This is a genomic window from Archangium sp. (assembly GCF_036277355.1).
Taxonomy (GTDB): domain Bacteria; phylum Myxococcota; class Myxococcia; order Myxococcales; family Myxococcaceae; genus Archangium.
This window is the reverse complement of sequence record NZ_DASUNC010000146.1, coordinates 17,531-41,599: the sequence shown is the minus strand read 5'-3', so window position 1 is coordinate 41,599 and position 24,069 is coordinate 17,531. Positions and strand designations below refer to the sequence as shown.

Below are 24,069 nucleotides of genomic sequence, written 5' to 3'. Positions count from 1 at the left end.
TACCCTCACCCCGACCCTCTCCCGAGGGGAGAGGGAGGGATGCGCCGCGGAGTGGGGTTGACGGAGATGCGCAGTCGTGGCTCAGAACTGCGCCGAGCCCGGCACGCGCGGGTACGGGATCGCGTCGCGGATGTTCTGCAGGCCGCACATGTAGACGATCAGCCGCTCGAACCCGAGTCCGAACCCCGCATGCGGCACCGTGCCGTACCGCCGCAGATCCCGGTACCACTGGTAGTGCTCGGGCTTCAGGCCGAACTGCTGCATGCGCTTGTCCAGCATGTCCAGCCGCTCCTCGCGCTGGCTCCCGCCGATGATCTCCCCGATTCCCGGCGCCAGCACGTCCATCGCCGCCACCGTCTTCCCGTCCTCGTTCAGGCGCATGTAGAACGCCTTGATCTTCTCCGGGTAGTTCATCACCACCACCGGCCGGCCCACGTGCTCCTCCGTCAGGTAGCGCTCGTGCTCCGTCTGCAGATCGTTCCCCCACTCCGGCGTGTAATCGAACTTCTTCTTCGCCTTCTTCAGGATCTCGATCGCGTCCGTGTAGTCGATCCGCTCGAAGCTCGAGTTGATGAACTTCTCCATCCGCTCGATGACGCCCTTCTGCTGGCGCTCCTCGAAGAACTTCATGTCCGGGCCGCACTCGTTGAGCACCGCCTTGAAGACGTACTTGAGGAAGCGCTCGGCCAGGTTCGCGTCCTCGTTGAGGTCCGCGAAGGCGATCTCCGGCTCGATCATCCAGAACTCGGCCAGGTGCCGGGTGGTGTTCGAGTTCTCCGCGCGGAACGTGGGCCCGAACGTGTACACCTTGGACAGCGCCAGGCAGTAGGCCTCCACGTTCAGCTGGCCGGACACCGTGAGGTAGGCCTCCTTGCCGAAGAAGTCCTTGCTCCAGTCGATCTTCCCACCGTCCGTGCGAGGCGGGTTCACCGCGTCCAGCGTGGACACGCGGAACATCTGCCCGGCGCCCTCGGCGTCACTGGCGGTGATGATCGGCGTGTTCACCCAGAAGAAGCCCTCCTCGTGGAAGAAGCGGTGGATGGCCTGGGCCGCCGTGTGGCGCACGCGGGTGATGGCGCCGAACGTGTTGGTGCGCGGCCGCAGGTGGGCCACCTCGCGCAGGAACTCCAGCGTGTGCTGCTTGGGCTGGATGGGGTACGTGTCCGGGTCATCCACGAAGCCGAGCACCTTCACCTCCTCGGCCTGCACCTCGAAGGACTGGCCCTTGCCCTGGGACTTCACCAGCGTGCCCCGGCACACCACCGAGGCGCCCGCCGTCAGGTGCAGCACTTCCTTCTCGTAGTTGGGCAGCGTATTGGGCGCGACCACCTGGATCGGATCGAAGGTCGAGCCATCGGTGACGTTGACGAAGCTGATGCCCGCCTTCGAGTCCCGGCGCGTGCGCACCCAGCCGCGCACTTCCACCTTCGTGTCCGGTGCCATCGAACCATCCAGCGCCTTCTTCACACTGACGACCTGCATGACTGGCGTCCTTCCTCCGAAAAAGTCTCGCGGAACGCGGAGTTAGCCGCACCCTGGCCCGAGGACAAGTCCCATGAGCACCGGTCCGTGGTTTCCACCCCCCCTGCCCCCCCGGCAGCCAACGCATCGCGGCACGGACGGGGGGAGACCCGGCGGGTGGGATCGTGCTAATCCGCCCTTCCCCATGCGTTCCCTCTTCCAACGCAAGCAGATCGCCGACCTCGTCCCTGATTCCGAGGCCTCCGGCGGCCTGAAGCGCGCGCTCGGCACCGGCGACCTGGTCATGCTCTCCATCGGCGCGGTCATCGGCGCCGGCATCTTCTCCACGCTCGGCACCGCCGCCGCTGGCGAGACCCTGCCCACCGGAGAGGTGATCCGCTACGGCGCCGGCCCCGCCCTGGTGCTCTCCTTCCTGCTGCTCGGGGGCGTCTGCGCCCTGGCCGCGCTCTGCTACGCCGAGCTGGCCTCGATGATCCCCCAGGCCGGCAGCGCCTATGCCTACTCCTACGCGACGCTCGGGGAGCTCGTCGCGTGGATCATCGGGTGGGATCTCATCCTCGAGTACGCGGTGGGCAACGTGGCGGTGGCCATCGCCTGGGGCGGCTACTTCAACTCGCTCATCTCCCCCTGGGTGCAACTCCCCGGTTGGCTCACGCATGGCTACTACAACGTGCTCGCCAGCTCGGACCCCGCCATCCGCGCCCTGCTGGACACGGCGCCGCGCGTGCTCGGCATCCCCGTGCTGGTCAACCTGCCGGCCTTCCTCATCGTGATGGCCATCACCTGGCTGCTCGTCATCGGGGTGAAGGAGAGCACCCGGGTCAACAACGTCATGGTGGTGGTGAAGCTGCTGGTGCTCGCCGTCTTCATCGGCGTGGGCGCCCTGCACATCAACCCGGCCCACTACACGCCCTTCGCGCCCAACGGCTTCACCGGCATCCACCAGGCGGCGGCCATCGTCTTCTTCGCCTACATCGGCTTCGACGCCATCTCCACCGCCGCCGAGGAGACGAAGGATCCCCAGCGCACCATGCCGCGCGGCATCCTGCTCGGGCTGGCGGTGTGCACCCTCATCTACGTCATCGTCGGCGCGGTCGCGACGGGCCTCATCCCCTACTCTCAGCTCAAGTCGTCGGATCCGCTGGCCCACGCCTTCGAGGTGGCCGGGCTGACGCAGTTCAGCTGGCTCATCTCCCTGGGCGCCGTGGTCTCCATGGCGGCGGTGCTGCTCGTCTTCCAGTACGGCCAGCCGCGCATCTTCTACGCCATGGCGCGGGATGGGCTGCTGCCCCCGTGGGCGGCGAAGCTCCACCCCAAGTACCGCACCCCCCACGTCACCACGATCGCCACGGGGGTGCTGGTGGCGCTCGGCTCCCTGGTGGCCGATGACGCCGCGACCTACGATCTCACCAACATCGGCACGCTGTCCGCCTTCATGCTGGTGTGCCTGGGCGTCCCCATGCTGCGCCTGAAGGACCCGGACCGTCCGCGGCCCTTCAAGGTGCCCTTCGTGTGGCCGGTGTCCCTGGCCGGAGCCGGCGCCTGCCTCTTCGTCATGCAGGGCCTGCCCTCACACGCCTGGGTCCGCTTCGGCATCTGGCTCGCCATCGGCCTCGCGCTCTACTTCGCGTATGGCTACCGCAACTCCGTGCTCCGGCGCGGGGCACCGCCCGTGAACCTCGAGGGCAGCGCCCCGCCGAGCCCCAGCGTCTAGGCTCAGGCCCGCGGGGTTCCGCCCCGCGGCACGGAATCCCAGTACAGCCCGGCGCTGCTCAGCAGGCGCTCGTTGCCCAGCCGCGAGAGCGCCTCGCACACACCAGGGTCGGACAGCAGGTGCCGCTCGCAGCTCCCCCAGTCCAGCCGCAGCAGGACGCAGGCGGTCTCCGCGCACACGGTCGCCGTGGCCGCCAGGCCGAGCATCAGGGCGATCTCCCCGAACATGTCCCCCTCGCCCAGCGTGCGCAGGGGGACCTGGCTCCCGTCCGCGTGACGGTGCAGCACCTGGCACCGCCCGCGCAGCAGCAGGTACAGGGCATCCACCTCGCGGCCCTGCTCCAGCAGGAGCGTGCCCGCCGGCCGGGTGCAGATCTGGAAGTCCCGGGCCAGGGCCTCGCGCTGCTCGGGGCCGAGGCTGCGGAAGAGCGGGTTGCCGCGCAGCACGTCCTCCAGCAGGCGCTCGCGGTGGAAGCCCTGCAGCACGTCCTCCACCGACGGGTGCGTCTGGAGGAGCTGCTCCAGCTGCTCCCGCGTCAGCTCCAGCACCGCCGTGCGCTCGAAGGCCCGCACGGTGGCGAAGCGCGGGGTGCTGGCCAGCAGCGACATCTCCCCGAAGAACTCGCCCTCGCCCAGGAAGGCCACCGTGCGCCGGCGCCCCGACTTGAGCGTCCGCACCACCTCCACGCTCCCCTCGACGATGGCGAACATGGAGCTGCCCGGCTGCCCCTCCTCGACGATGTTCTCGCCCGCCTGGAAGATCCGCGGCTCCAGCGTCTCCATCATCGACAGCAGCTCCCGCGGACCCACCCGCGCGAGCAGCGAGGCGCGCGGCACCGCTTCGGCCCCGGTGGACACCTTCTCGGCGGCGGCCTCCAGGAACCGGGTCCTCGGGACGGCGGGCCCCGGCGGCGCGGAGGGATCCAACCGGCGGGCATCCAGCTCCGCCAACAGCCGCCGCGCCGGCTCATGCGCCGGATCCAGCCGGAGGATGACCTTGCACAAGGCAATGGCGCGCACCAGCAACCCTTGCCGCGCCCAGAGTTCCGCCAGTTGTTCGTAGCCCTCGAGCATCACTTCCGCTGGTTCACGAGCGAAGGACTGAATAACCCCAGCTTCCTGCTGACGCAATGTGTCGGACATCGTTCCCCCCTCTGACCTGGCTCCCCCCGGAGTCCGGGCGGTGGAGCGTGTCGAGGCTCAGAGTGCGCGCCCGTGGCTCCCCTGTCTGTGAGGGGGTTCACACACGCGGGGAGATGTCCTCCACCCCACACTACTCCGTCCGGACCACCGAGCCCGCGGGCAGCCCGGTCCGCAGCCGGGTCAGGGCCAGCTCCACGGCGTCCGGCTCCACGCTCTCCACCGTCACCTTCACCACGTAGTCCAGCGAGCGATCGAACATCGGGTAGGAGCCGATGGCCACGTGCGGCATGTCCAGCGCCACCCGGTCCAACACCGCCGCCACCGCGCTCTCCCCCAGGTTGAGGTACAGCACGCGCAGGTGCATGGGCGTCCCGCGCAGCTGTGCCAGCACCGCCTCCAGCTGCGTGCGGAAGAGCTGCGGCACTCCGGGCAGCATGAACACGTCCCCCACCGTCAGCACCGGGTACCAGCTGCCCGGCTGGGCGAGCAGCACCGCGCCCTCGGGAGCGTCCGCCAGCCGCATCGCCTCGGCCGTCGGCTCGTCCACCGCCTTCTCGCGGATGAGCGCCACCATCTCCGGCAGCCGCACCACCTTGCGCCCCATGGCCAGCGCCACCGCCCGCACCGTCACGTCGTCGTGCGTGGGGCCGATGCCGCCACTGGTGAAGACGTACTTCGCGCGCAGCCGCGCCCGCGCCACCGCCTCCACGATGATGTCCACCTCGTCCGGGACGATCTCCAGCGTGCGCAGGGGAATGCCCACCTCCCGCAGACGCTTGATGAGGTGGGGGCCGTTGGCATCCACCACCTTCGCCGTGAGGACCTCGTTGCCGATGATGACCGCCGCCGCGCCGGTGGGATCCATGCGGCCGGGACTCTACCGTACCGCCGCTCGCGTGGGCTTGCGTCCGAGCAGTTTGCGCACCTGGGCCAGACAATCGGCCGTCACCGCCTCCACCGTCTGGTCCCCGTCGATGCGCACCACGTGCTCGCGCTTGCCCCTCAGTTTGATGGCCGCCTCGTACTGCTTGGAGATGCGGCGCTGCTTCTCCTCCGCGTCGAAGAGCTCCTCCGGCCCGCCCCGCGCCGCCCGCCGCCGCGCCGCCACCTCGATGGACACCCCGACGAAGAGCGTCAGGTCCGCCGGCACCGCGTGCGCGTTGATGGACTCCACCCACTCCATGGGCAGCGACGCCCCCTGGTACGCCAGCGACGACAGCACCGAGCGATCACTCAGCACCACCTGCCCCGCCTCCAGCGCCGGCAGCACCTTCGCGCGCAGGTGATCCGTCCGGTCCGCCGCGTACAGCAGCGCCAGTGTCTCGGGCGCCAGCGGCCCCGCGCCTCCGGGCAGCACCAGCCGCCCCGTCAGCGCCTGACGGATGAGCACGCCCACCGGCCCGTCCGAGGGCTCGCGCGTGGTGAGCACGGACTGGCCCTCGGCCCGCAGCGCCGACGCCAGCCGCTCCACCTGCGTGGTGGTGCCGGCCCCGTCCAGGCCCTCGAGGACGATCAGACGCCCGCCGCGCGCGGGCTTGCGTGCCGGACTCACCGGGGCAGCAACGCCCTGGGATCGTCCAGCCCCAGCCGGTGGCGCAGCTCCAGCATCGTCTCGTAGCGCACCAGCTCGTCCGCCAGCACCGTGCGGCCCTGCCGGTAGCGCACCACCCCGTAGATGACCAGCCCCAGCGTCGCCGCCAGGCCCAGCCACGCCACGTGCGGCGCCCTCGTCGAGTCCCAGAAGAGCTTCGCCGTCGCGCCCCCGAGGATGAAGGACACCACGAAGGACACGCCCGCGTGGGCGAACAGAAGCGTGCTCTGGCGCGTGGACAGCGCCTCCTGGAGGCGCTCGAGCTGCTCGTGGAGATTCTGCTGCGTTTCTGCGTTCACGGGGGCGGCAACCTAGCGGAAGCGGCGGGCCACGTCGACTCCGCACACCGGGCTCCTGGAGTGGGTAGGCCCTCAGCGCAGCAACACCTACAATACAGGATTCGAGAATCCGATAATTCGACAAATCGGTGTAACCGGATCAGCGGGGCTGTCGTACCGCGAGCACCCACTCCACGAGACGCTCGGCCTGTCCGACGCGGAGGTGCAACTGCTCGTCGCGAACACCCAGGAGGGCTACGGCGAGCGGCTGCAGGAGCTGGGGCTCGAGCCGGAGCAGATCCGCGAGCTGCTCACCCAGACGGATCCGCCGCTGTTCGCCTTCTCCGGCGGCCTGGGTGACTACGTGCCGTTCGGCAACCCCAACCCCATGTTCGAGACGCTCGCCGCGTTCGGTCTGAGCGGGGATGAGGCGTTCCGGTTCCTCCAGGAGCACGGCGGCGCGCTCGCGGCGTTCGACACCGTCATCGCGGACCCGTACAACGCGGAGGCCTCGCTGGGGAACGCGCTCGCCTCGGGCGACTTCTCCGCCTTCCGCGAGAATGCGCTGGAGCGGTTGCCCGACGACATCGCCGACGCCCTGCGGCCCTATCTGAACGCGCAGCCGAACACCGAGTACTTCGAGAACTGAGGCCCCGGAGAGCAACCCGGGGCACCCGGCACCCTCACCCCGTCCCTCTCCCGGTGGGAGAGGGAATGTGTGCGCGGGTTACTGCCGCGTCAGCGTGATGGAGGTCCGCGCCACATTGCACGCGGTGGCGGAGCTGGCCGCCTCGAAGTAACCGGTGATCTTCTCGCCGTCGTACTCGCCGTCGATCTGGATGATCGTGTTCGAGCTCTCCGAGCCCGACCCGGACCCACCGAACTCCACGCTCGTCTCGGCCAGCGTTCCAGCGAGGGTCCCATTGTTGAAACAGGTGGCCTTGTTGGTGCTGAGCACTCCGGTCACGGCCACGATGGAGCTCGAATACTGCTCCTTCACGTTCACGGTGACATCCCAGCCGGATGCGCTGCCCTTCCACGTCCCGACGAGGTTGTTACCGCCACATCCACAAACAGCGAGGGCCATACAGGCAACCCACTTCTTCATGCGCTCTCCTGGAGAGACTGCGAGTGAAGTGGGGCACTATAGGTGGGGCCGCCCGCATCGCATCCAGATTCGCGGGCAGCTCCACCTTCTCGAATCTCAAGGTCCGCAAGTGGTGCGTCCATACGCCGTGACGCACACCCCCGAGACGGCAGGCGGCCCCCAGAGGTGCAGGCGGCAACCGTCGTCCTGCATCAAGGTCCCGGCCACCGCGTCCGTCCAGACGCAACGCTGCAACCCGTGCAACTCGGAGCCATCCGAGCCGCGCGCCCACGCATCGAGCGTCCGCTCCGCGTAGTCCAGGCCCGGCGGCCCCTGCCAGGTGCCCAGCTCCAGGCTCCAGCCCTCGTCGAGCACCGCCTCCATGGGCAGCCGCAGGGAGGCCCCACGGTAGGAGAGCTCCGGCCCCGTGCCAGGGGCGACGACCTCGAGGATCTGCCCCGAATTCCGCCGGGGATGGCGCTCGGGCTCTCCCATCCGCAGGATGCCGCGGATGTCGGTGAGCACGAGTCCCTCACCGCCCACCCGCACCTCGCCTCGCGGAGTGTCGGCGAAGAGGGCGATCGACGCCTCGATCGCGCCTCCGACGAAGTAGCGCCCCACCCCCGGTTGACCGGGCGCTGCGTACGGATGCTCCAGTTCCAGCAACTCGAGCCGGGTGGGCTCAAGGCAGGTGAGCTCGAAGGCATCCTCATAGCGGACCTCGCTTCCGGCCATCACCCGCACCCGCACCTCGTGCGCGCGCCCCGGCTCCGCGTCACAGCGCGTGCGCAGCCGGTAGCCTCCTGGCAGGTAGCGGGCCGGGGATTCCTCGCGGGAGACCTCGAAGTCGAACCCCGGCGGGGCCTGGACCTCGAGCGTCGTGCCCTTGAAGTCCCACCGCTCGACCCGGTCCGCCTCCATCGGATCGATGTGTTCCGGCCACGTCCGCAAGTCGTTGAGCCGCACGGTCGTGTACAGGCCCGAGGCCACCTCCTCGGAGGAGTGGAGGTACAGCTCCCCGTGCTTTCCCGTACCCCGCGGCTCTTCACACCCCGCCACGACGGCCATCCACGCGATCAGTCCCAGTGCTCCCGCGCCGCGTCTCGTCAGCATTGCCATTCGGACCCCCCTCTTGTGTTTGCGAGGGGCCGACTGAGCAAGCCGTGTTCCAAGCACGCGTGACACGCGCAAGACGGGTGGGCTGACTCCCAAGCCGCGACATCCGTGTCAGGTTCATCGGGGCCGCGGTCGAAGATCCATTGCCCGTGGTCTCGGGCCTCACGGGGGCAACCCGGGGCGCTCGATACCCTCACCCCGTCCCTCTCCCGGGGGGAGAGGGGAAATGGGGGGTGATTGGAGCTGGGCGCTACAGGTCCGACAGCGCCGCGCGCACCGCGTCCAGGTTCGCGGGCAGGTCCACCGGCGGGTTCGCGTAGCGGCTCTTCACATCCTCCAGCACTCCCCGGTGGTAGCCCACCTTGAAGTCCGGGAACTTCAGCCCGTGCGCCGTGGACACCACCGCCACCCGCGCTCCCCGCGCAATCACTCCCTGCGCTACCAGCTTCTCCAGCGCCGCCAGCGCCACGCCCGTGTGCGGACACGTGAACGTCCCCTCCCGGTCCGCCCTCGCCGCCGCGTTCGCCAGCTCCGACTCCGTCGCCTCCTCCACCACTCCGTCGAACGCCTTCAACATCTTCACCGCTCGACGGAACGACACCGGCGCGCCAATCTGGATCGCCGACGCCAGCGTCTTCTCCGCCTTCATCGGCACCAGCTCCGCGAAGCCCCCACGGAAGGAGCGCATCAGCGGATTGGCCCGCTGCGCCTGCCCCACCGCGATCCGCGGACGCTTGGAGATCACCCCCAGCGCGTGCATCAGCTCGAAGCCCTTGCCCAGCGCGCTCGCGTTGCCCAGGTTGCCACCCGGAATCACCACCCAGTCCGGTGGATCCCACTCCAGGTCCTGGCACAGCTCGATGGCCACCACCTTCTGCCCCTCGATGCGCAGCGAGTTCATCGAGTTGGCCAGGTACAGGCCCGAGTCCTTCGTCACCTGCTGCACCAGCTTCATGCAGCCGTCGAAGTCCGTGTCCAGCGACAGCACCCGCGCCCCGTTCGCCACCGGCTGCACCAACTGCGACAGCGACACCTTGTCCTTCGGCAGGAACACCACCGACGGAATCCCCGCCGCCGCGCAGTAGGCCGACAGCGCCGCCGACGTGTCTCCCGTCGACGCGCACGCCACCGCCCGGATGGGCACGCCCTTCGCCCGCATGTGCTTCACCGCGGACACCAGGACCGTCATCCCCCAGTCCTTGAAGCTGCCCGTCGGCGAGACGCCGCACTCCTTCAAATCCAGGCTCGCCAGCCCCAGCTCCGCCGCCATCCTCGGCAGCGCCTTGAGCGGCACCCGCCCCTCTCCCAACGAGACGATGTCCCCCGCCGGAAGCCGCGGATACACCCACTCGTGCTTGCCCCATACCCCCGAGGCGTACGGCAGCCGCGAGGCCCCGAAACGCTGCTCGAAGCGCCGCTTCCACTCCTCCGCGGACACCGAGCGCAGCGCCTCCACGTCGTGCGCCACCTCCAGCAACCCGTCGCACTTCGGGCAGCGGTAGACGACCTCCAACAACGAGGCCCGGAAGCCACAGCCCTCGCTGCAGGCGTATTCGGCGTGAAAGGCAGGCGTTCCCATGGTGTTCACTCCGCCGCTGGAATCATCGTGCTGCACGTCACACAGGCCCGGCCCGCGTACCCCGGCGTGTGGCACTTCGGACACGCCGTCCGCTCCCCGGACTGCGGCGGCTTGCCGGACGCGGACGCCTCGGCCGGCGCCAGGCGCGCCTTGGGCAGCCGCATGCCGCAGCGATCACACACCGCCCCGATGTCCTGCACGTTGCGGCAGTACCGGCAGACGACCGGGCCCGTGGGTGCCGCCGTCTTCAGTCCGTCGGACATCGCCCGGCCCGTGTCCATGTCCTGGACCGGCGCCACCACGACGTTGCCCGCCGCGGCGGAACGGCCCGTGTCCAGCTCCGGCACCGCCTGCACGGCGACCTCCGGCACCGCCTGCTGGGCCGTCAGCTCCAGGTCGGGAATCGCCGCGGTCTGCACCGGGGCGCGCCCTCCCGCCAGCTGCGTCTGCTCCAGCTCCGCCAGCCGTGTCACCGGCACCGCCACCGGCGCGGTCGTGAACAGCTTCTTCCCACAGACTTCACACTCGGTGCCCTGAGCCTGCTGGTGCTCGCACACGGGGCAGATGATCATGACCAGGAGGTTAGCCGGTCCCCAGCGGATGGAGCAATCAATGCACGAAGTCCGGCGGCGGCGCGCTCGTCATCGGCACGAAGCGCACGCCCAGCAGCTTCTCCACCTGGGGGGCCTCCCCTCGTAACGGCCGCGTCACCCGGATCAGCTCCTGGGAGCCCTGCCTCGGGCCCACCGGCAGCACCAGCCGCCCGCCCGGCCGCAACTGCTGGTAGAGCGCCGGGGGCAGCCGCTCCGGGGCCGCCGTGCCGATGATGGCGTCGAATGGCGCGTCCTCCGGCCAGCCAGCCGTGCCATCGCCTACCCGGAAGTGGATGCCGCCGAGGCCCATCCGCTCCAGCCGCTCCCGGGCCGGTCCCGCCAGGTCCGGGAGGCTCTCCACCGTGTACACCTCGGCCCCCAGCCGCGCGAGCACGGCCGTCTGGTAGCCCGAGCCCGTTCCAATCTCCAGCACCCGCTCCCCGGGTTGGAGGTTCAACGCCTCCGTCATGAAGGCCACGATGAACGGCTGGCTGATGGTCTGCCCATGGCCGATGGGCAGCGGCGTGTCCTGTCCCGCCACGTCCCGCATCGACTCGGGGACGAACGCCGCCCGGTCCAGTGCTCGAATCACCTCGAGCACCCGCGCGTCGGAGATGCCCTGCCGCCGGAGTGCCTCCGCGAGTTCCACGTCTCCCATGGGACCAGCCTAACCACATCGAGGCACTCCCGCAGGCCCTGCCTCGCTTCCCCGGGAACGGAGCGGACACTCACGGCGCCCGCCCCGTCCCGGCGACACTCGCCCGAGGCTTCCCCTTGCACTTCCCGGTGGGCCATGGTGGGAATCCGGGCAGGAGAGCCCACGCATGGACGCCGCCGCCGACGAATTGCTCCGCCTCGCCTTCGACCGCGCCCCCGCCATGGAGGCCAACCAGGCCATCGCCCGCATCCGCGACGCCGCCGGAGATGAGCTCTCCGGCGCCACCAGCTACGAGCTCGTGCTGCCCGCGGACAACGTCCGCTCCTTCCTGCTCGACTACACCCTGCCCCGGCTCGTGGACTACCTCGAGTCCAGCGGCGCCAAGCTGCCCCACTGCGGCGGCGTCTTCCTCTCCGTGTTCTCCGGAGACACGCTCCACTTCCTGCACGCCCGGGACGTCGTGGAGCTGCTCTCCCGCTGGAGCGGCCTGTCCATGGCCGAGCTCAAGACGCGCTACGGGCCCAAGTAGAGGGCCCGGGCCGCCCCCCCCCCGGTCCGGGTGTCCCCAGGGCCCGCCGTCAGCCCGGCGAGCATCCTCGTCCTCCGGCTCGCGCCTCCGTGTTATCCCTCCCGGAGCCATGACCCCCACCGAGCGCCTCTACTACAGCGATCCCTTCCTCTTCCGGTTCACCGGGCGCGTGCTCGCGCATGGCACGTGGAACGGTGCCCCGTCCGTCGTGCTCGACCGCAGCGCCTTCTATCCCGAGGCCGGTGGCCAGATGGCCGACCGGGGGGTGCTCGGCGGCCGGGCCATCCGCGACGTGCAGGTGGATGACGCGGGGGTGGTCCACCACATGCTGGAGCTGTCCGAGGGCGCCACGCTCCCCGAGGTCGGCACCGAGCTGGCCGGGGAGATCGACCGGGTCCGCCGCCGCACGCACATGGCGCTGCACACCGGCCAGCACATGCTCTCGCGCGCGCTGGTGGACGTGGCCAACGCCCACACCGTGTCCTCGCGCCTGGGCGAGACGCTGTGCACCATCGACGTGGACCTGGACGTGCTCGACGAGCGCCGCGTCGCCGAGGCCGAGGACCTGGTCAACTCCATCATCGACGACGACATCGTCATCCGCGCCTTCTTCCCCACGCCCGAGGAGCTGGCCACCCTCCCCCTGCGCCGCGCCCCCAAGGTCACCGACAACATCCGCGTCATCCAGATGGGGGACTTCGACGTGTCGCCCTGCGGCGGTACGCACTGCACGCGCTCGGCGCAGGTGGGCCTGGTGCGGGTGCTCGGCGTGGAGCGCTACAAGGGCAAGGGCCGCGTCCTCTTCTCCGCGGGCCGCCGCGCCCGGACCGGGCTGTGGGAGGAGGCCGGCACCCTGCGCGCGCTCGGCAAGAGCTTCTCGTGCGGACCGCTGGATGTGCCCGCCTCCGTGGACAAGCTGCGGCGCGACCTGACCGAGGTGCGCGAGGCGCTCGGCGCCGCCCGGGCGAAGCTCGCCGAGTCCACCGCCGCCGAGCTCGCCGCCCAGGCCGAGCAGTCCCCCGGCAAGCCCGTGGTGGCGGTGCTCGAGGGTGCCACGCCCGAGGACCTGCGCTCCGTCGCCGCCCGCCTGACGAGCCGGCCCGAGGCCGTGGTGCTGCTCGCCGGCCGGAATCCCGACGGCCTGTCGGTGCTCATCACCCGGGGCAGTGGCTCCAGCTTCGGCTGCGGGGCCTTCCTCAAGCGCGCCGCCGAGGCCGCCGGAGGCCGCGGAGGTGGCCGCCCCGAGCACGCCGAGGGCCGCCTGCCTCCCACCACCGACTGGCCGGCCATCGTGGCCTCGCTGCTCGGTTGAGACGCGCGGGGCCGGTGCCTCCCGGGAGGACCAGCCCCGTCTTCACGGCCGCGCGTCCTTGCGCGCCAGGAGGTCTCTCGCGGCGAGCTCCACCGCCCGGCATCGCAGGACGGTCCTCCCTTCCTCGTCACCGCGCACCAGCCCGGAGAAGTACAGCCGCACCTCCGGTTCCTCGATGTGGTTGTCCAGCGGCTCGAGCGCGTTCACGGGCCGGCCCGCGAGCAGCTCGTGCAGCACGAAGCGGCAGCCCCGCGCCCCCGAGTAGCCGTTGCGTTCGTCCTCGCGCAGCACCTCCTGGAGCACGCCGCGCACCCACGGGCTTCTCGCCAGGCGCTGGGTCACCGACTCCCGGTCGAGCGCTCCCGCTCCGGCCACGACCTCCTCGAGCAGGCCCGGGTGACCGCCCGTGGCCTCGTGGACCTCCCGGGCCCACCGCTTCCCGTCCAGACCCGCTCCGTCGAGCAGCTGGCACACCTCGTCCACCGTGAAGTCGGGCACCTCGCGCCGCGGCGCGTCCTTGTACACGGAGGACTTCGCCACGTTGTGCTGCAACCACGCGCCCCGTGCCCCTCCTCCCGCCACCAGCAGGTGGAGCTCCACCTTCGACGGCTCCTCCAGCAACCGCCGCAGGTGCTTGCCGAACATTTCCAGGTGTCCCAACGGCCCCCACTCGTAGCGCAGGACGAACAGGTGCTCGCGCCCGAGTCCCTCGGCCTGCTGGCGCAGGTGCTCCATCAGGGCGTCGAAGCTCGTGACGCTCTTGTCTTCCGCGAGGGCGCGGCAGTAATCGGCTTCCGTGCAGTCCGGCACGTTCGGCGGCTCCAGCCAGGTGACCCGCTTCCCGTACGGCTCCGCCAGGCGGCGCGCGATCGACTCCGCCCCCCCTTCCTCGGGCGCGAACAGCACCAGCCGGTGCTGGGTCCAGAGGATGCGGGCGTACACGTGCTCCAACGCCTCCCGGGGAACGAGTGGTGGATTCCGTGGGACGGGAGCTGGCCGCGGCGGGGCGGTGGGGGCCGCCTGCGGAGGAGGCACCTGGGACGGCCCGGAGAGAAACGACTCGAGCAGGAACGCGTCCGGCGAGGGCGCGGGCCCCACCTTGGTGGGAACGGACGCGGGTGCGGGTATTCCCCGCGTGGGCTCGACAGCGGGACCTGGCCCGCGAGGCAGCGGCATGCGGGACGCGGGGGGCTCACCGAAGGCCGCTCGGGACAGCGCGTTCAGACAGGCCGCCAGCGGCGGGCCGTGATCCTCGTACTCGATGAGCTGGATGTTGTAGCGGGGCCACAGCGCGCCGCGCTCGATGCTCCCCTTCTTCATCAGCGCGAAGCTCGGCACGTGCCGCCCCTTCGTGATGCCCAGCACGTGCTCGATCTGCTTGAGCACGTAGGGATCGCTGAAGCTGAAGCCCACGTAGAGGAAGGGCCTGGCGCGGATCCACTCGCGCAGCCGCACCAGCGCGTTCGTGTACTGCGAGTAGCGCCCGTCCTGATGGGTCCCATCTCCATAGAGCCGCGCGTAGTCCGCCCCACCGAGGATGAGTGTCGAGAGCCGGTGGATGGTGCCGTGCAGGTACCAGAGCCGCGGCGCGTCCGGCGAGGCCTCCGCGTCCATCAGGTGCAGCTCGTCGTCCTGATCATTGGAGAGGGGCTCCGCGCCCTCCTGGCCCCACAGCAGGACGTCGTCGTAGTTCGTCGTGAGCATCACCTCGGGCCGCAGGCTCCAGAGCGCCCGCACCACCGAGAGCTCCGCGTCCGCCGGCCGGCGCACCCGCAGCCGCTCGCGCAGGAAGCGGTTGAAGCGGAACGCCCCCATCTCCTTGAAGCCGATCTCCGCCGCCGTGAGGAAGTCGCCCCCGGCGATGTGCCGCCGCACCTCGGCGACCACCGTCTCCGGCAGCGCCTCCTGCTCCAGCCTCTCCGCGAGCCCCTCGAGCAGCTGCTTCCACGAGGGAAACAGCTCCCGCTTCACCCCCATGCTCACACCCGCTCCCACGAAGGGAACCACCTGGTGTTTGCGTACCGCCTCGATCAGCTCTCTCGGAAGAGTCATGGCCCCCTCGGTCTCCGCCCGAAGCATAGCGCGGGCGGAGAACGGGGAGGGTCACTCCGACGAGCCCGAGAGCCCCGCCAGCGCTCCGAGTCCGCGCTGGAACTCCTCGAACGAGATCTGCCCGTCGGCGTAACGCTCGCTGAGGCTCAGCAAGGGCTGGGCCTCGGCGACGGCCAGCCACGCGTTCCGGGCCTGCGCCTCGGCCTCGGAGGAGGACGCCGGAGCCGGCACCTGGCGGGCCAGCTCCTCCAGGCGGGCACTGGCGCGCCGGGCCAGTGCCCTCAGCTTCGTCAGCACCTCGGGCGTCAGCCGCGCGGGCTTCGCGTCGATGACGCAGAAGGAGCCCACCGTCTGCCCCTGCACCTCCAGCGGGAAGCCCACGTAGGCCCGGATGCCGTAGCGCTCCACCAGATCCCTGGGCAGACCGGGCTCGCGCTCGGCGTCCTCGATCTCCAAGCAGTCACCCCGGGCCACCACGAACTGGCAGAAGGACGTGCAGCGATCCGTGGCGAGCGTCGCCGAGAGATCCGGCGGCAGCCCCACCTGCGCCCGGAAGAACTGGATCTTCCGCACCACCAGGCTCACCAGCCCGATGGGAAAGCCCGTCAACGTGGTGGCCTCGGTCACGAGCGCCTGCAGCTCCGGGTCCGGCGTGGACTCGAGCAATGGGGCATCGAAGGACGCCAGCCGCTCGGCGTCGTCCAACACCGACATGTCCTTGGGAGGCACGAAGTTCATCGGCCACCTGCCTGCCAGGGTGGCGAGGAGAGGGTCTGGATACGCAGCGACCGGGCGGGCTGCTGCATCCGGGTCTGCTGACGCAGGCACAGCGGGAAGACGGACTTCTCCTCGGTGTCCATCAACGAGCGCAGCGCGGCGGCCACCGTCCGGAAGCGCTGGTGGAGCCGCTCCGGATTCGTGTCCACGTTGGAGAAGAAGCCGAGCACCGCGCTGGACATCACCGTCAGGTTGGTGCGGAAGATGTTGAGCAGCGTGAGCGTGGTCGCGTCCTTCGAGTCCTGGCAGCTCGCCACCACCACCTCGTAGAGCTGCTCCTTCGCCCGCTGGTGGGGCACGAAGACGTCATGGAGTTGCCGCAACAAGCCTGGCAGCTCCGACGCGCTCGCCTTCTCGCAAACACCGAGGAGCACGCGCAGCCGACCGTGGTCCCGCTTCAACGTCTCCACCCGATTGATCATGGTGGGGGGAGCTACTGCGACGGACATGCCAACCGCCCTTCTCTTGGGTTCCAACAATCCAGCAGGACTCGAACTGTAGCGTCTCGCCACAATCCTGGGGACCCCCTGGGATCGTGGCGTTCCGGGACTGTGGCGTTGTGCCACACCCTCCCCGGAGCGGGAGCCCCGCTGTACCCGGCGAGTCCTTGGCAGGGTGAACAGCGGACGGACAGGCTCGGGCCCCCATCTAACAACCCAGGCTCCTTCCCGCATGTCCGCGAGCACCCATCACCGGCGTGGACCGCTGGGAGTTCCGCGACGGCCGCATCTGCCACGACCAGGCCTTCCATGCTCTCTCCTCCCTGCCGCGGCAGGTGGGCCTCATCCCTTGAACGCCGGGTGTGGGGCGCCCAACGCTGGGGGTCTCGCCACCTGAGAATCGCCACTTGCCTCGTTCACTGCCGGGCGTTGCTCCGGGACGGCCATGAGGGGGAGCGGGCAAGCGGGAGTTCGACCTGTCACGATCTCCCGCATGATTCCCCTGACGGACACGCACGGCCGGGCACCGCCGCGACTCGAGCAGCTGCTCGAGGTCGTCACGGACGGAGTGCTCGCCCTCGACGTCCAGGGACGGCCCACCTACGTCAACACCAGCGCCGAGCGCATCCTGGGCCGCTCCCGGCACCTGCTGCTCGGCCGCCGGCTCTGGGCGGAGCTGCCCGGGTTGGAGGAGACGGAGCTGTACCGGGCCTGCCACCGCGCGCTCGCGGAGAGCACGCCCACCACGGTAGAGGAGCACCTCGCGTCGCTCGGGGCCTGGTTGGAGGCCCGGGTGTTCCCCACCAGCGAGGGGCTGCTCGTGTTGCTCCGGGACGTGACGGCGCTCAAGCACATGGAAGCCGTGCGCTCGCGCTGGAGGGCGGAGCACCTGGCGCAGGACCTGAGCCGAAGCGAGGCGCGCTTCCGCTCGCTGGAGCTCATCTCCGAGGCGAGTGCCGCGCTCTCCTCCACGTTGGAGCTGCGCCAGGCGTTGGAGCGCCTCACCCGGAGCCTGGTGCCGCGCTTCGCCGGGTGGTGTGGCATCTACCTGCGCCAGGGCAAGGGTCCGCTGGAGCGGGTGGCCTTCACCGACGTGGATCCCGTCCGCGCCCTGCGGCTGCGCAAGGCGGGCAAGCAGTGGGAGGGTCCGTACCCGCTGCCCACCGCGGTGCTGGAGGGCGGCCGGCCCGAGCCCCTCCCCGTGCTCACCGAGGAGGCGCTCGCCCCGGAGCCGGACGAGGCGCTCCGGGAGCTGCGGCGCGCCTTCGTGGGGATGAGGGGGCTGGCGGTGCCCATCGTCCTGGACGGGCAGAAGCCCGGAGTCCTCGTGCTCGCCACGGGCGACGAGTACCGCGCCTACGACGCCGACGACGTGCGCCTCTGCGAGGAGCTGGCGCACCGGGCCGCCATCACCGTGGAGCACGCGCGCCTCTTCGAGCTGGCGCGCCAGGAGCGGGACCGGGCCGAGGAGGCCAACCGCGCCAAGGACGAGTTCCTCGCCACCGTCTCGCACGAGCTGCGCACCCCGCTCACGGCCATCCTCGGCTGGACCAGCATCCTGCGCACCAGCACGCTCACCCCGGAGAAGCAGACGCGCGCCCTGGAGACGGTGGAGCGCAGCGCCAGGGCCCAGGCGCAGATCGTCGATGATCTGCTGGACATCTCGCGCATCGTCGCCGGGAGGATGCGTCTGGACATGCAACCGGTGAAGCTGGCGCCCGTGGTGGAGGCGGCGCTGGACGCGGTACGCCCGGCGGCGGCCGCCCGGAACGTCCAGCTCGAGCCCCAGCTGGAGGCCGGCGTGGGCTCCGTCCAGGGAGATGCCCAGCGGTTGCAACAGGTGGCGTGGAACCTGCTCACCAACGCCATCAAGTTCACGCCCGATGGAGGCCAGGTGACGGCCCGGCTGCGGTGCGTGGAGGGCCACGTGGAGCTGCAGGTGACGGACTCGGGCAAGGGAATCGATCCCGCCTTCCTGCCCCATGTCTTCGAGCGCTTCCGGCAGGGCGATGGCAGCTCCACCCGCCGCTACGGAGGCCTGGGGCTGGGACTGGCCATCGTGCGCCACCTGGTGGAGCTGCACGGAGGCACCGTCCAGGCCCACAGCGAGGGCGAGGGCCGCGGCTCCACCTTCACGATGCGCCTGCCCCTGATCGCGGCGCGCCCACCGGAGGGCGCGTCCCCGGGCATCTCGTCGATGCTCCCGGATCCCTCGCTGGCCGCGTACCTGCCGGATCTCTCCGGCGTGCGCGTGCTGGTGGTGGATGACGAGCAGGGCACCCGCGAGTTGCTGCGGGCCCTGCTGGAGGAGCGCGGCGCGGTGGTGTCATCCGCCTCCAGCGCGGCCGAGGCGCTCGAGCAGCTCCAGCGCGCCCCACCGGATCTGCTCGTCTCGGACATCGGCATGCCGGACGCGGATGGCTACACCTTCATCCGCCAGGTGCGCGCCCTGCCTCCCGCGCGGGGAGGCCAGGTGCCCGCCGCCGCGCTCACCGCCTATACGCGCTTGGAGGATCGCACGCGCGCCTTGAGCGCGGGCTTCCACGTCTACGTGCCCAAGCCGGTGGATCCGATCGAACTGGTGATGGCGCTCGCCAATCTGATCAATCGCTTTGCCCGAAATTGAGAGCCGCGCTCAGTTGCTCGCTCTGCGGAAGACGAGCCGGCGAGCGCTGGGGGTGCTTGGACAGGCTGTCTGAGTTCAAACTATCATTCGATCCCCCGGACCCTGGCTCGTTCAGCGGGGGATGTGGAGACCGGGAACCCCCCAATTCCAAGACGGAGGCTGCATGCGTTTGAGGCAGACGTTGTGGGCCGGCTTGTTGCTCACGCCCCTCGCGAGCGGAAGTGCCCTGGCCGCGACTCGAGGTAATTACGACGCCTTCCTGGCTCGCCAGGAGGAGAAGGGTCTCGCCGCCAAGGACGACGCCCTCCGGACGCGCGGCCTGCGCGTGTCGCAGATGGAGGATCGGCTCGGAGTCCCGAGCTTCGTGTGGAACACGCGTGAGGGCTCCAGCTCCACGACGAGCATGAGCAAGGCGCTGGGGGCCCGCAAGCCGGACCAGGCCGCGCGCGCGCACCTGCAGTCGGTGGCGGACCTGTACCGCCTGGGCTCCGAGGACGTGTCCTCCGCGGTGCTGAAGTCGGTGCACCAGAGCGGCAAGGGCCCCGTCATCGCCCGCTTCGCCCAGCAGGTGGATGGCATCGAGGTGTTCCGCAACGAGGTGAAGGTCGTCATGGACCAGAACCTCGACCTGGTGGCCGTCTCCGGCTACCTGGCGCCCGCGCAGTCGGCGCGCAAGGCGAGCCTCGGCGCGGCCAGCTCCTTCAAGCTCTCCGCCGAGCAGGCCATCGCCATCGCCTTCCAGGATCAGACGGGCATCTCCATGCCGGCGCGCGGCTTCGTGGCCACCGGCAAGGCGAACGGGCCCTACTCGCACTACGAGCTGGACTCGAGCTCCGCCTCCGTCCTCACCCACCCCCTGGTGGTGCCCGCCCGCGCCAGGCAGGTCTACTTCACGATGCCGGACGGCCTGGTGCCGGCCTGGTACGTGGAGGTGAACAGCGGCGTGCGCAACACCACGGCCTCGGACTACCACTCCTTCGTGGTGTCGGCGGTGGATGGCGCGCTGCTGATGCGCAACAACCTGTCCGCGCACGCCGCCCCCGCCAGCTACCGCTACAAGGTGTGGGCGGACGCGACGGCGCCCTATACCCCGTATGACGGCCCGCACGGCACCAACACCACGCCCTACACGCCTGGCGTTCCGGATGGCGTGGACGTGCCGCTGGACGTGCCGCCCAACACCATCACGCTCTCCAGCCTGCCCGGCAATGAGCCGTGGCTCCCCGCGGGGGCCACCGAGACGGAGGGCAACAACGTGGATGCCTACGCCGATCTGGCCGCGCCGGACGGCTTCCAGCCCGGTGGCCAGGACGTGCGCGCGGCCCTCACGGGCGAGGCGTCCGATCCCGGCTTCGACTACCTCTACGATCTGACCAAGGCGCCCGGCTTCAACGCCACCCAGCGCCAGGCGGCGGTGACGAACCTCTTCTACGTCACCAACTGGCTGCACGACTCGTTCTACAACGCCGGCTTCGACGAGGCCGCCGGCAACGCGCAGGCCTACAACTTCGGCCGCGGCGGTGTCGAGGGTGACCGGATGCGCGCCGAGGCGCAGGACTACGGCGGCACCGACAACGCGAACATGTCCACTCCCGCGGACGGCGCTCCGCCGCGGATGCAGATGTACGTGTTCAACCCGGTCTCGCGCTTCAGCCTGGACGTCAACACGCCCACGGACCTGAAGGTCACGCCCTCGGCCGCCCAGTTCGGCGCCCAGGAGTATGACATCACCAAGGACGTGGTGGTGGCGCGCCACGGGACCGCGACCGACGGCTGCAGCACGGCCGCCTTCAGCAACGCGGCGGAGATCGCCGGCAAGATCGCCCTGATGGACCGCGGCACCTGCGCCTTCACCATCAAGGCCAAGAACGCGCAGAACGCGGGCGCCGCCGGTGTGATCCTCGCCAACAACACGTCCGGCGGCATCACCCCCGTGGGCGATGACGCCAGCATCACCGTCCCGGTGGTGGCCGTGCTGCAGGCCAATGGCATCGCCATCAAGAAGGCGCTCGAGACGGGCCCCGTCAACGTGCGCATGGTGAAGTTCAAGCCCGGCGCGGCCCGCGACGGCACGCTGGACAGCGCCATCATCGCCCACGAGTGGGGTCACTACATCAGCAACCGCCTCATCGGCGACGCCAACGGCCTGGGCAACTACCAGGGCGGCGCCATGGGCGAGGGCTGGGGCGACTTCCACGCCCTGATGATGCAGGTGCGTGAGTCGGACCGGGAGGTCCCGGGCAACAACCTCTTCCAGGGCGTCTACACGGTGTCCGCCTACGTCACCAGCGGCCCTGGCGTGCCCGGTGCCTACTACGGCATCCGCCGCATCCCGTACTCCACCTCGTTCGACAAGAACGCCCTCACCTTCAAGCACATCGCCAACGGCAACCCGCTGCCGGAGACGAACGCGCTGGCCTTCGGCCATGACGGCCGGGCCAACTCCGAGGTCCACAACGGTGGCGAGGTGTGGGCCACCATGCTGTGGGAATGCTACACCTCGCTGCTCAACGCCTACTCCTTCGCGGACGCGGAGGACCGGATGAAGCGGTACCTGGTGGCCGCCTACAAGGCCACCCCGTCGAACCCCACCTACATCGAGGCGCGTGACGCGCTCCTGTCGGTGGCCAAGGCGTCGGATCCCGCGGACTACACGCGCTTCGTGAATGCCTTCGCCCGGCGCGGCATGGGCTTCGGCGCCAAGGCGCCGGACCGCGACTCCCAGGACTTCATCGGCGTGGTGGAGAGCTACCAGACGGGCAACAACCTGGAGGTGGTGAGCATCAAGCTGGACGACACCATCAGCGGGTGTGATCAGGACGGCGTGCTGGACGTGGGCGAGACGGGCTACCTCACCGTCACCCTGCGCAACGTGGGCGCGGACAACACCAGCGCCTTCACCGCCACGCTCGCCACGACGGGCTCCACGGCCACCTTCGCGCTGCCCGCGGACAACAAGATCGCCTTCCCGGCCCTGGCGCCCGGACAGACGGCGACCCGGAAGCTGCCGCTCCAGCTGGTGAGCACCACCGGGACCGAGCCCCGCGCGGGCATCACCCTGGCGCTCGATGAGCCCTCGCTCCCCGACCCGCTGCGCTCGGCGCGCTACGACGGCCTCGTCAACACGGACGAGTCCGCGGGCACCAGCGCCCTGGACACGGTGGAGGACGTGACGACGGCGTGGACCTCGTCCGTCCCCGGCTCCGGCCCCACGCAGCCCTGGCAGCGCGTGGAGGAGAAGGGCAACCGCTACTGGAACGGCCGCGACCTGCCCTTCACCGCCGACATCGCCCTCACCTCTCCGTGGGTGCAGGCGAGCGCCGACGCGGACTTCATCTTCCGCTTCAAGTACCGCCACTCCTTCGAGACCGACAACGGCGGTGGCGCCCCCTGGTACGACGGCGCCGTGGTGGAGTTCACCACCGACGGCATCGAGTGGCACAACGTCTTCGATCTCGACGTGGACCCGGGCTACACCGACTTCATCGACAATGATGGCAACCCGCTCTACGGCCAGCCCGGCTACACCGGCCTGAGCGCGGCCTTCCCCGCGTTCGATGAGGCGGAGCTGGACTTCGGCCGTCAGCTGGCGGGCAAGCGCGTGCAGTTCCGCTTCCGGATCGGCTCCGATGCGGGCGTGGGCGCGCACGGCCTGGACGTGGATGACCTGCGGTTCGTGGGCATCGATCCCCGGCAGCTGCCCTTCGGCGGCCCGGTGCGCGAGGCCTTCGAGGGCCCCGCGGGCGACCCCTCGGCCCCCGCGTGCAACCGCCGCCCGGTGGCCAACACGGGCAAGGGTCCGCAGACGGTGGCCAACTTCACCGTGAACCCGGGCACGGGTGACAAGGTGTACACGACGGTGAAGCTCGATGGCAGCGGCAGCTTCGACCCGGATGGTGACGCCCTCACCTACACGTGGACCCAGCTGTCGGGCCCCGCCGTGACGCTCACGGGCGCCAACACGGCCCGGCCCACCTTCACGCCCCGCGTGGCCAACAACGAGACCTTCGTCTTCCAGCTCGTGGTCAACGACGGCAAGGAGAACAGCGCCCCGGTCAACACCACCGTCTATGTGCTCACGGATCACGATCCCGTGGTGGACGCGGGTGCTGACTTCCGCGCTCCCGCCCGCGGCGTCGTCACGCTCTCGGGCTCGGTGATGGATCCGGACGGGGACCCGGTGCTCGGCTCGCTCTGGCTGCAGCTCAGTGGCCCGGACGTGACGCTGAAGGATGACGGCGCGCTCACGACGACCTTCACCGCCCCGGACGTGAAGGAGGACACGGAGCTGGTGTTCCTCCTGCTGGCCCAGACCAACGCGCTGGTGGGTGAGGACACCGTCACGGTGGTCATCCACAAGTCCAACCGTCAGCCGGTGGTGAAGGGCCCCAACGACAAGATGGTGGAGGAGCGGACCCACCTCACGCTCGACGCCGAGGGCACGGACGCCGACGAGGACACGCTGAGCTACCAGTGGGAGCAGACGGGTGGCCCGGTGGTGGAGCTGTCGGGTGACGACACCGCGAAGCTGAGCTTCACCACGCCCGAGGTGCTGGGTGACACCCTGATGACCTTCCGCCTGATGGTGAAGGACTCGGATGGGGCCGAGAGCGAGGCCGTCACCGTCAACCTGCTGGTGACGGACGTCAACCGCGCGCCCACGGCGCTGGCCCGGAAGATCGCCGGCGGCAGCGTGGCGGGTGACAGCATCACGCTGGACGGCACCGGCTCCACGGATCCGGACGGCCAGACGCTCACCTACCAGTGGACGCAGGTGTCCGGCCCGTCCGTCACGCTCACCCCGGCGGATGGCGCGGTCACCAGCTTCGTGTCCCCGAAGTCCAAGGATGGCGCCACGCTCGTCTTCGAGCTGACGGTGTCCGATGGCAAGGCGTCCGCCACGAACCAGGTGACGGTGGACGTGCCGAAGGCGCAGGGAGGCATGGGCTGCTCCAGCACGGGCGGCTCCGGCCAGAGCTCCCTGGTGTCGATGCTGCTGCTCGGCGCCGGCCTGCTCTTCTCGCGCCGCCGCTCCTTCGGCCGCGGGTAGTGTGACCGCGGGCCCCAGGCCCTGTTGAACGAGGGGTGGCCTC

Annotated in this window: 19 protein-coding genes; 6 read left to right on the top strand and 13 right to left on the bottom strand. The window is 70.2% G+C overall.

All coding sequences use genetic code 11. From position 1 onward, the window contains the following. Positions 1-81: 81 nt before the first annotated feature. Entirely contained in the window at positions 82-1,482 is a 1,401-nt protein-coding gene (asnS, locus tag VFZ09_RS35555; protein ID WP_329732201.1) for an asparagine--tRNA ligase, read from the bottom strand. A gap of 184 nt (positions 1,483-1,666) precedes the next feature. Here asnS and VFZ09_RS35550 point away from each other — a divergent pair, with 184 nt between their 5' ends. Further along, positions 1,667-3,196, top strand: a complete 1,530-nt coding sequence (locus tag VFZ09_RS35550; protein ID WP_329732200.1) for an amino acid permease — start codon at positions 1,667-1,669, stop codon at positions 3,194-3,196. 2 nt (positions 3,197-3,198) lie between these two features. On the opposite strand, the gene VFZ09_RS35545 is transcribed toward VFZ09_RS35550, so the two are convergent. The 4 genes from VFZ09_RS35545 to VFZ09_RS35530 all read right to left on the bottom strand — a co-directional run bounded on the left by VFZ09_RS35545 (position 3,199) and on the right by VFZ09_RS35530 (position 6,228). Further along, positions 3,199-4,269 (bottom strand): cyclic nucleotide-binding domain-containing protein, encoded by a 1,071-nt coding sequence (locus VFZ09_RS35545; RefSeq protein WP_329732199.1) that lies wholly within the window; start codon positions 4,267-4,269, stop codon positions 3,199-3,201. Positions 4,270-4,468: 199 nt separating this feature from the next. Beyond that, the gene (locus VFZ09_RS35540) at positions 4,469-5,203 is read right to left on the bottom strand and encodes a competence/damage-inducible protein A (protein WP_329732198.1); all 735 of its coding nucleotides are present in this window, start codon (positions 5,201-5,203) and stop codon (positions 4,469-4,471) included. Between the two features lie 12 nt (positions 5,204-5,215). Beyond that, the gene (gene tmk, locus VFZ09_RS35535; RefSeq protein WP_329732197.1) at positions 5,216-5,890 is read right to left on the bottom strand and encodes a dTMP kinase; all 675 of its coding nucleotides are present in this window, start codon (positions 5,888-5,890) and stop codon (positions 5,216-5,218) included. Beyond that, positions 5,887-6,228 (bottom strand): hypothetical protein, encoded by a 342-nt coding sequence (locus VFZ09_RS35530; RefSeq protein ID WP_329732196.1) that lies wholly within the window; start codon positions 6,226-6,228, stop codon positions 5,887-5,889. Before VFZ09_RS35530 ends, tmk begins: the two co-directional genes overlap by 4 nt. A 202-nt stretch (positions 6,229-6,430) precedes the next feature. On the opposite strand from VFZ09_RS35530, the gene VFZ09_RS35525 reads away from it, so the two are divergent. Beyond that, positions 6,431-6,856, top strand: a complete 426-nt coding sequence (locus tag VFZ09_RS35525; RefSeq protein ID WP_329732195.1) for a hypothetical protein — start codon at positions 6,431-6,433, stop codon at positions 6,854-6,856. Positions 6,857-6,934: 78 nt separating this feature from the next. Here the strand turns inward: VFZ09_RS35525 and VFZ09_RS35520 are convergent, their stop codons facing one another. The 5 genes from VFZ09_RS35520 to VFZ09_RS35500 all read right to left on the bottom strand — a co-directional run bounded on the left by VFZ09_RS35520 (position 6,935) and on the right by VFZ09_RS35500 (position 11,240). Further along, positions 6,935-7,315, bottom strand: a complete 381-nt coding sequence (locus VFZ09_RS35520) for a hypothetical protein (protein WP_329732194.1) — start codon at positions 7,313-7,315, stop codon at positions 6,935-6,937. A gap of 96 nt (positions 7,316-7,411) precedes the next feature. Further along, on the bottom strand, positions 7,412-8,413 hold the full coding sequence (locus VFZ09_RS35515; RefSeq protein WP_329732193.1) for a hypothetical protein: 1,002 nt from the start codon (positions 8,411-8,413) through the stop codon (positions 7,412-7,414). A gap of 247 nt (positions 8,414-8,660) precedes the next feature. Continuing rightward, positions 8,661-9,989 carry a threonine synthase gene (thrC, locus tag VFZ09_RS35510; protein WP_329732192.1) on the bottom strand — a complete coding sequence of 443 codons (1,329 nt, stop codon included), beginning with the start codon at positions 9,987-9,989 and terminating at the stop codon, positions 8,661-8,663. A gap of 5 nt (positions 9,990-9,994) precedes the next feature. Beyond that, the gene (locus VFZ09_RS35505) at positions 9,995-10,561 is read right to left on the bottom strand and encodes a hypothetical protein (RefSeq protein ID WP_329732191.1); all 567 of its coding nucleotides are present in this window, start codon (positions 10,559-10,561) and stop codon (positions 9,995-9,997) included. A gap of 37 nt (positions 10,562-10,598) precedes the next feature. After that, a complete protein-coding gene (locus VFZ09_RS35500) occupies positions 10,599-11,240 on the bottom strand; it encodes a protein-L-isoaspartate(D-aspartate) O-methyltransferase (protein WP_329732190.1) in 642 nt (213 codons plus the stop codon). Positions 11,241-11,406: 166 nt separating this feature from the next. Between VFZ09_RS35500 and VFZ09_RS35495 the strand changes: the two genes are divergently transcribed. Further along, entirely contained in the window at positions 11,407-11,769 is a 363-nt protein-coding gene (locus tag VFZ09_RS35495; RefSeq protein WP_329732189.1) for an STAUR_1299 family protein, read from the top strand. 109 nt (positions 11,770-11,878) lie between these two features. Further along, complete coding sequence (locus VFZ09_RS35490) at positions 11,879-13,081, top strand: alanyl-tRNA editing protein (protein ID WP_329732188.1); 1,203 nt, start codon at positions 11,879-11,881, stop codon at positions 13,079-13,081. A 42-nt stretch (positions 13,082-13,123) separates the two neighbouring features. Here the strand turns inward: VFZ09_RS35490 and VFZ09_RS35485 are convergent, their stop codons facing one another. From VFZ09_RS35485 to VFZ09_RS35475, 3 genes are read right to left on the bottom strand one after another with little or no spacing between them, the layout of a single operon-like run. Beyond that, positions 13,124-15,133: an SIR2 family protein gene (locus tag VFZ09_RS35485; protein WP_329732187.1), complete on the bottom strand. Its 2,010-nt coding sequence runs from the start codon at positions 15,131-15,133 to the stop codon at positions 13,124-13,126. Positions 15,134-15,184: 51 nt separating this feature from the next. After that, positions 15,185-15,871 carry a GAF domain-containing protein gene (locus tag VFZ09_RS35480; RefSeq protein ID WP_329732186.1) on the bottom strand — a complete coding sequence of 229 codons (687 nt, stop codon included), beginning with the start codon at positions 15,869-15,871 and terminating at the stop codon, positions 15,185-15,187. Continuing rightward, positions 15,868-16,359: a hemerythrin domain-containing protein gene (locus VFZ09_RS35475; protein ID WP_329732185.1), complete on the bottom strand. Its 492-nt coding sequence runs from the start codon at positions 16,357-16,359 to the stop codon at positions 15,868-15,870. Before VFZ09_RS35475 ends, VFZ09_RS35480 begins: the two co-directional genes overlap by 4 nt. A gap of 484 nt (positions 16,360-16,843) precedes the next feature. Between VFZ09_RS35475 and VFZ09_RS35470 the strand changes: the two genes are divergently transcribed. Beyond that, a complete protein-coding gene (locus tag VFZ09_RS35470; protein ID WP_329732184.1) occupies positions 16,844-18,976 on the top strand; it encodes an ATP-binding protein in 2,133 nt (710 codons plus the stop codon). A gap of 163 nt (positions 18,977-19,139) precedes the next feature. After that, positions 19,140-24,026: a myxosortase-dependent M36 family metallopeptidase gene (locus VFZ09_RS35465; RefSeq protein WP_329732183.1), complete on the top strand. Its 4,887-nt coding sequence runs from the start codon at positions 19,140-19,142 to the stop codon at positions 24,024-24,026. Positions 24,027-24,069 lie beyond the last annotated feature (43 nt).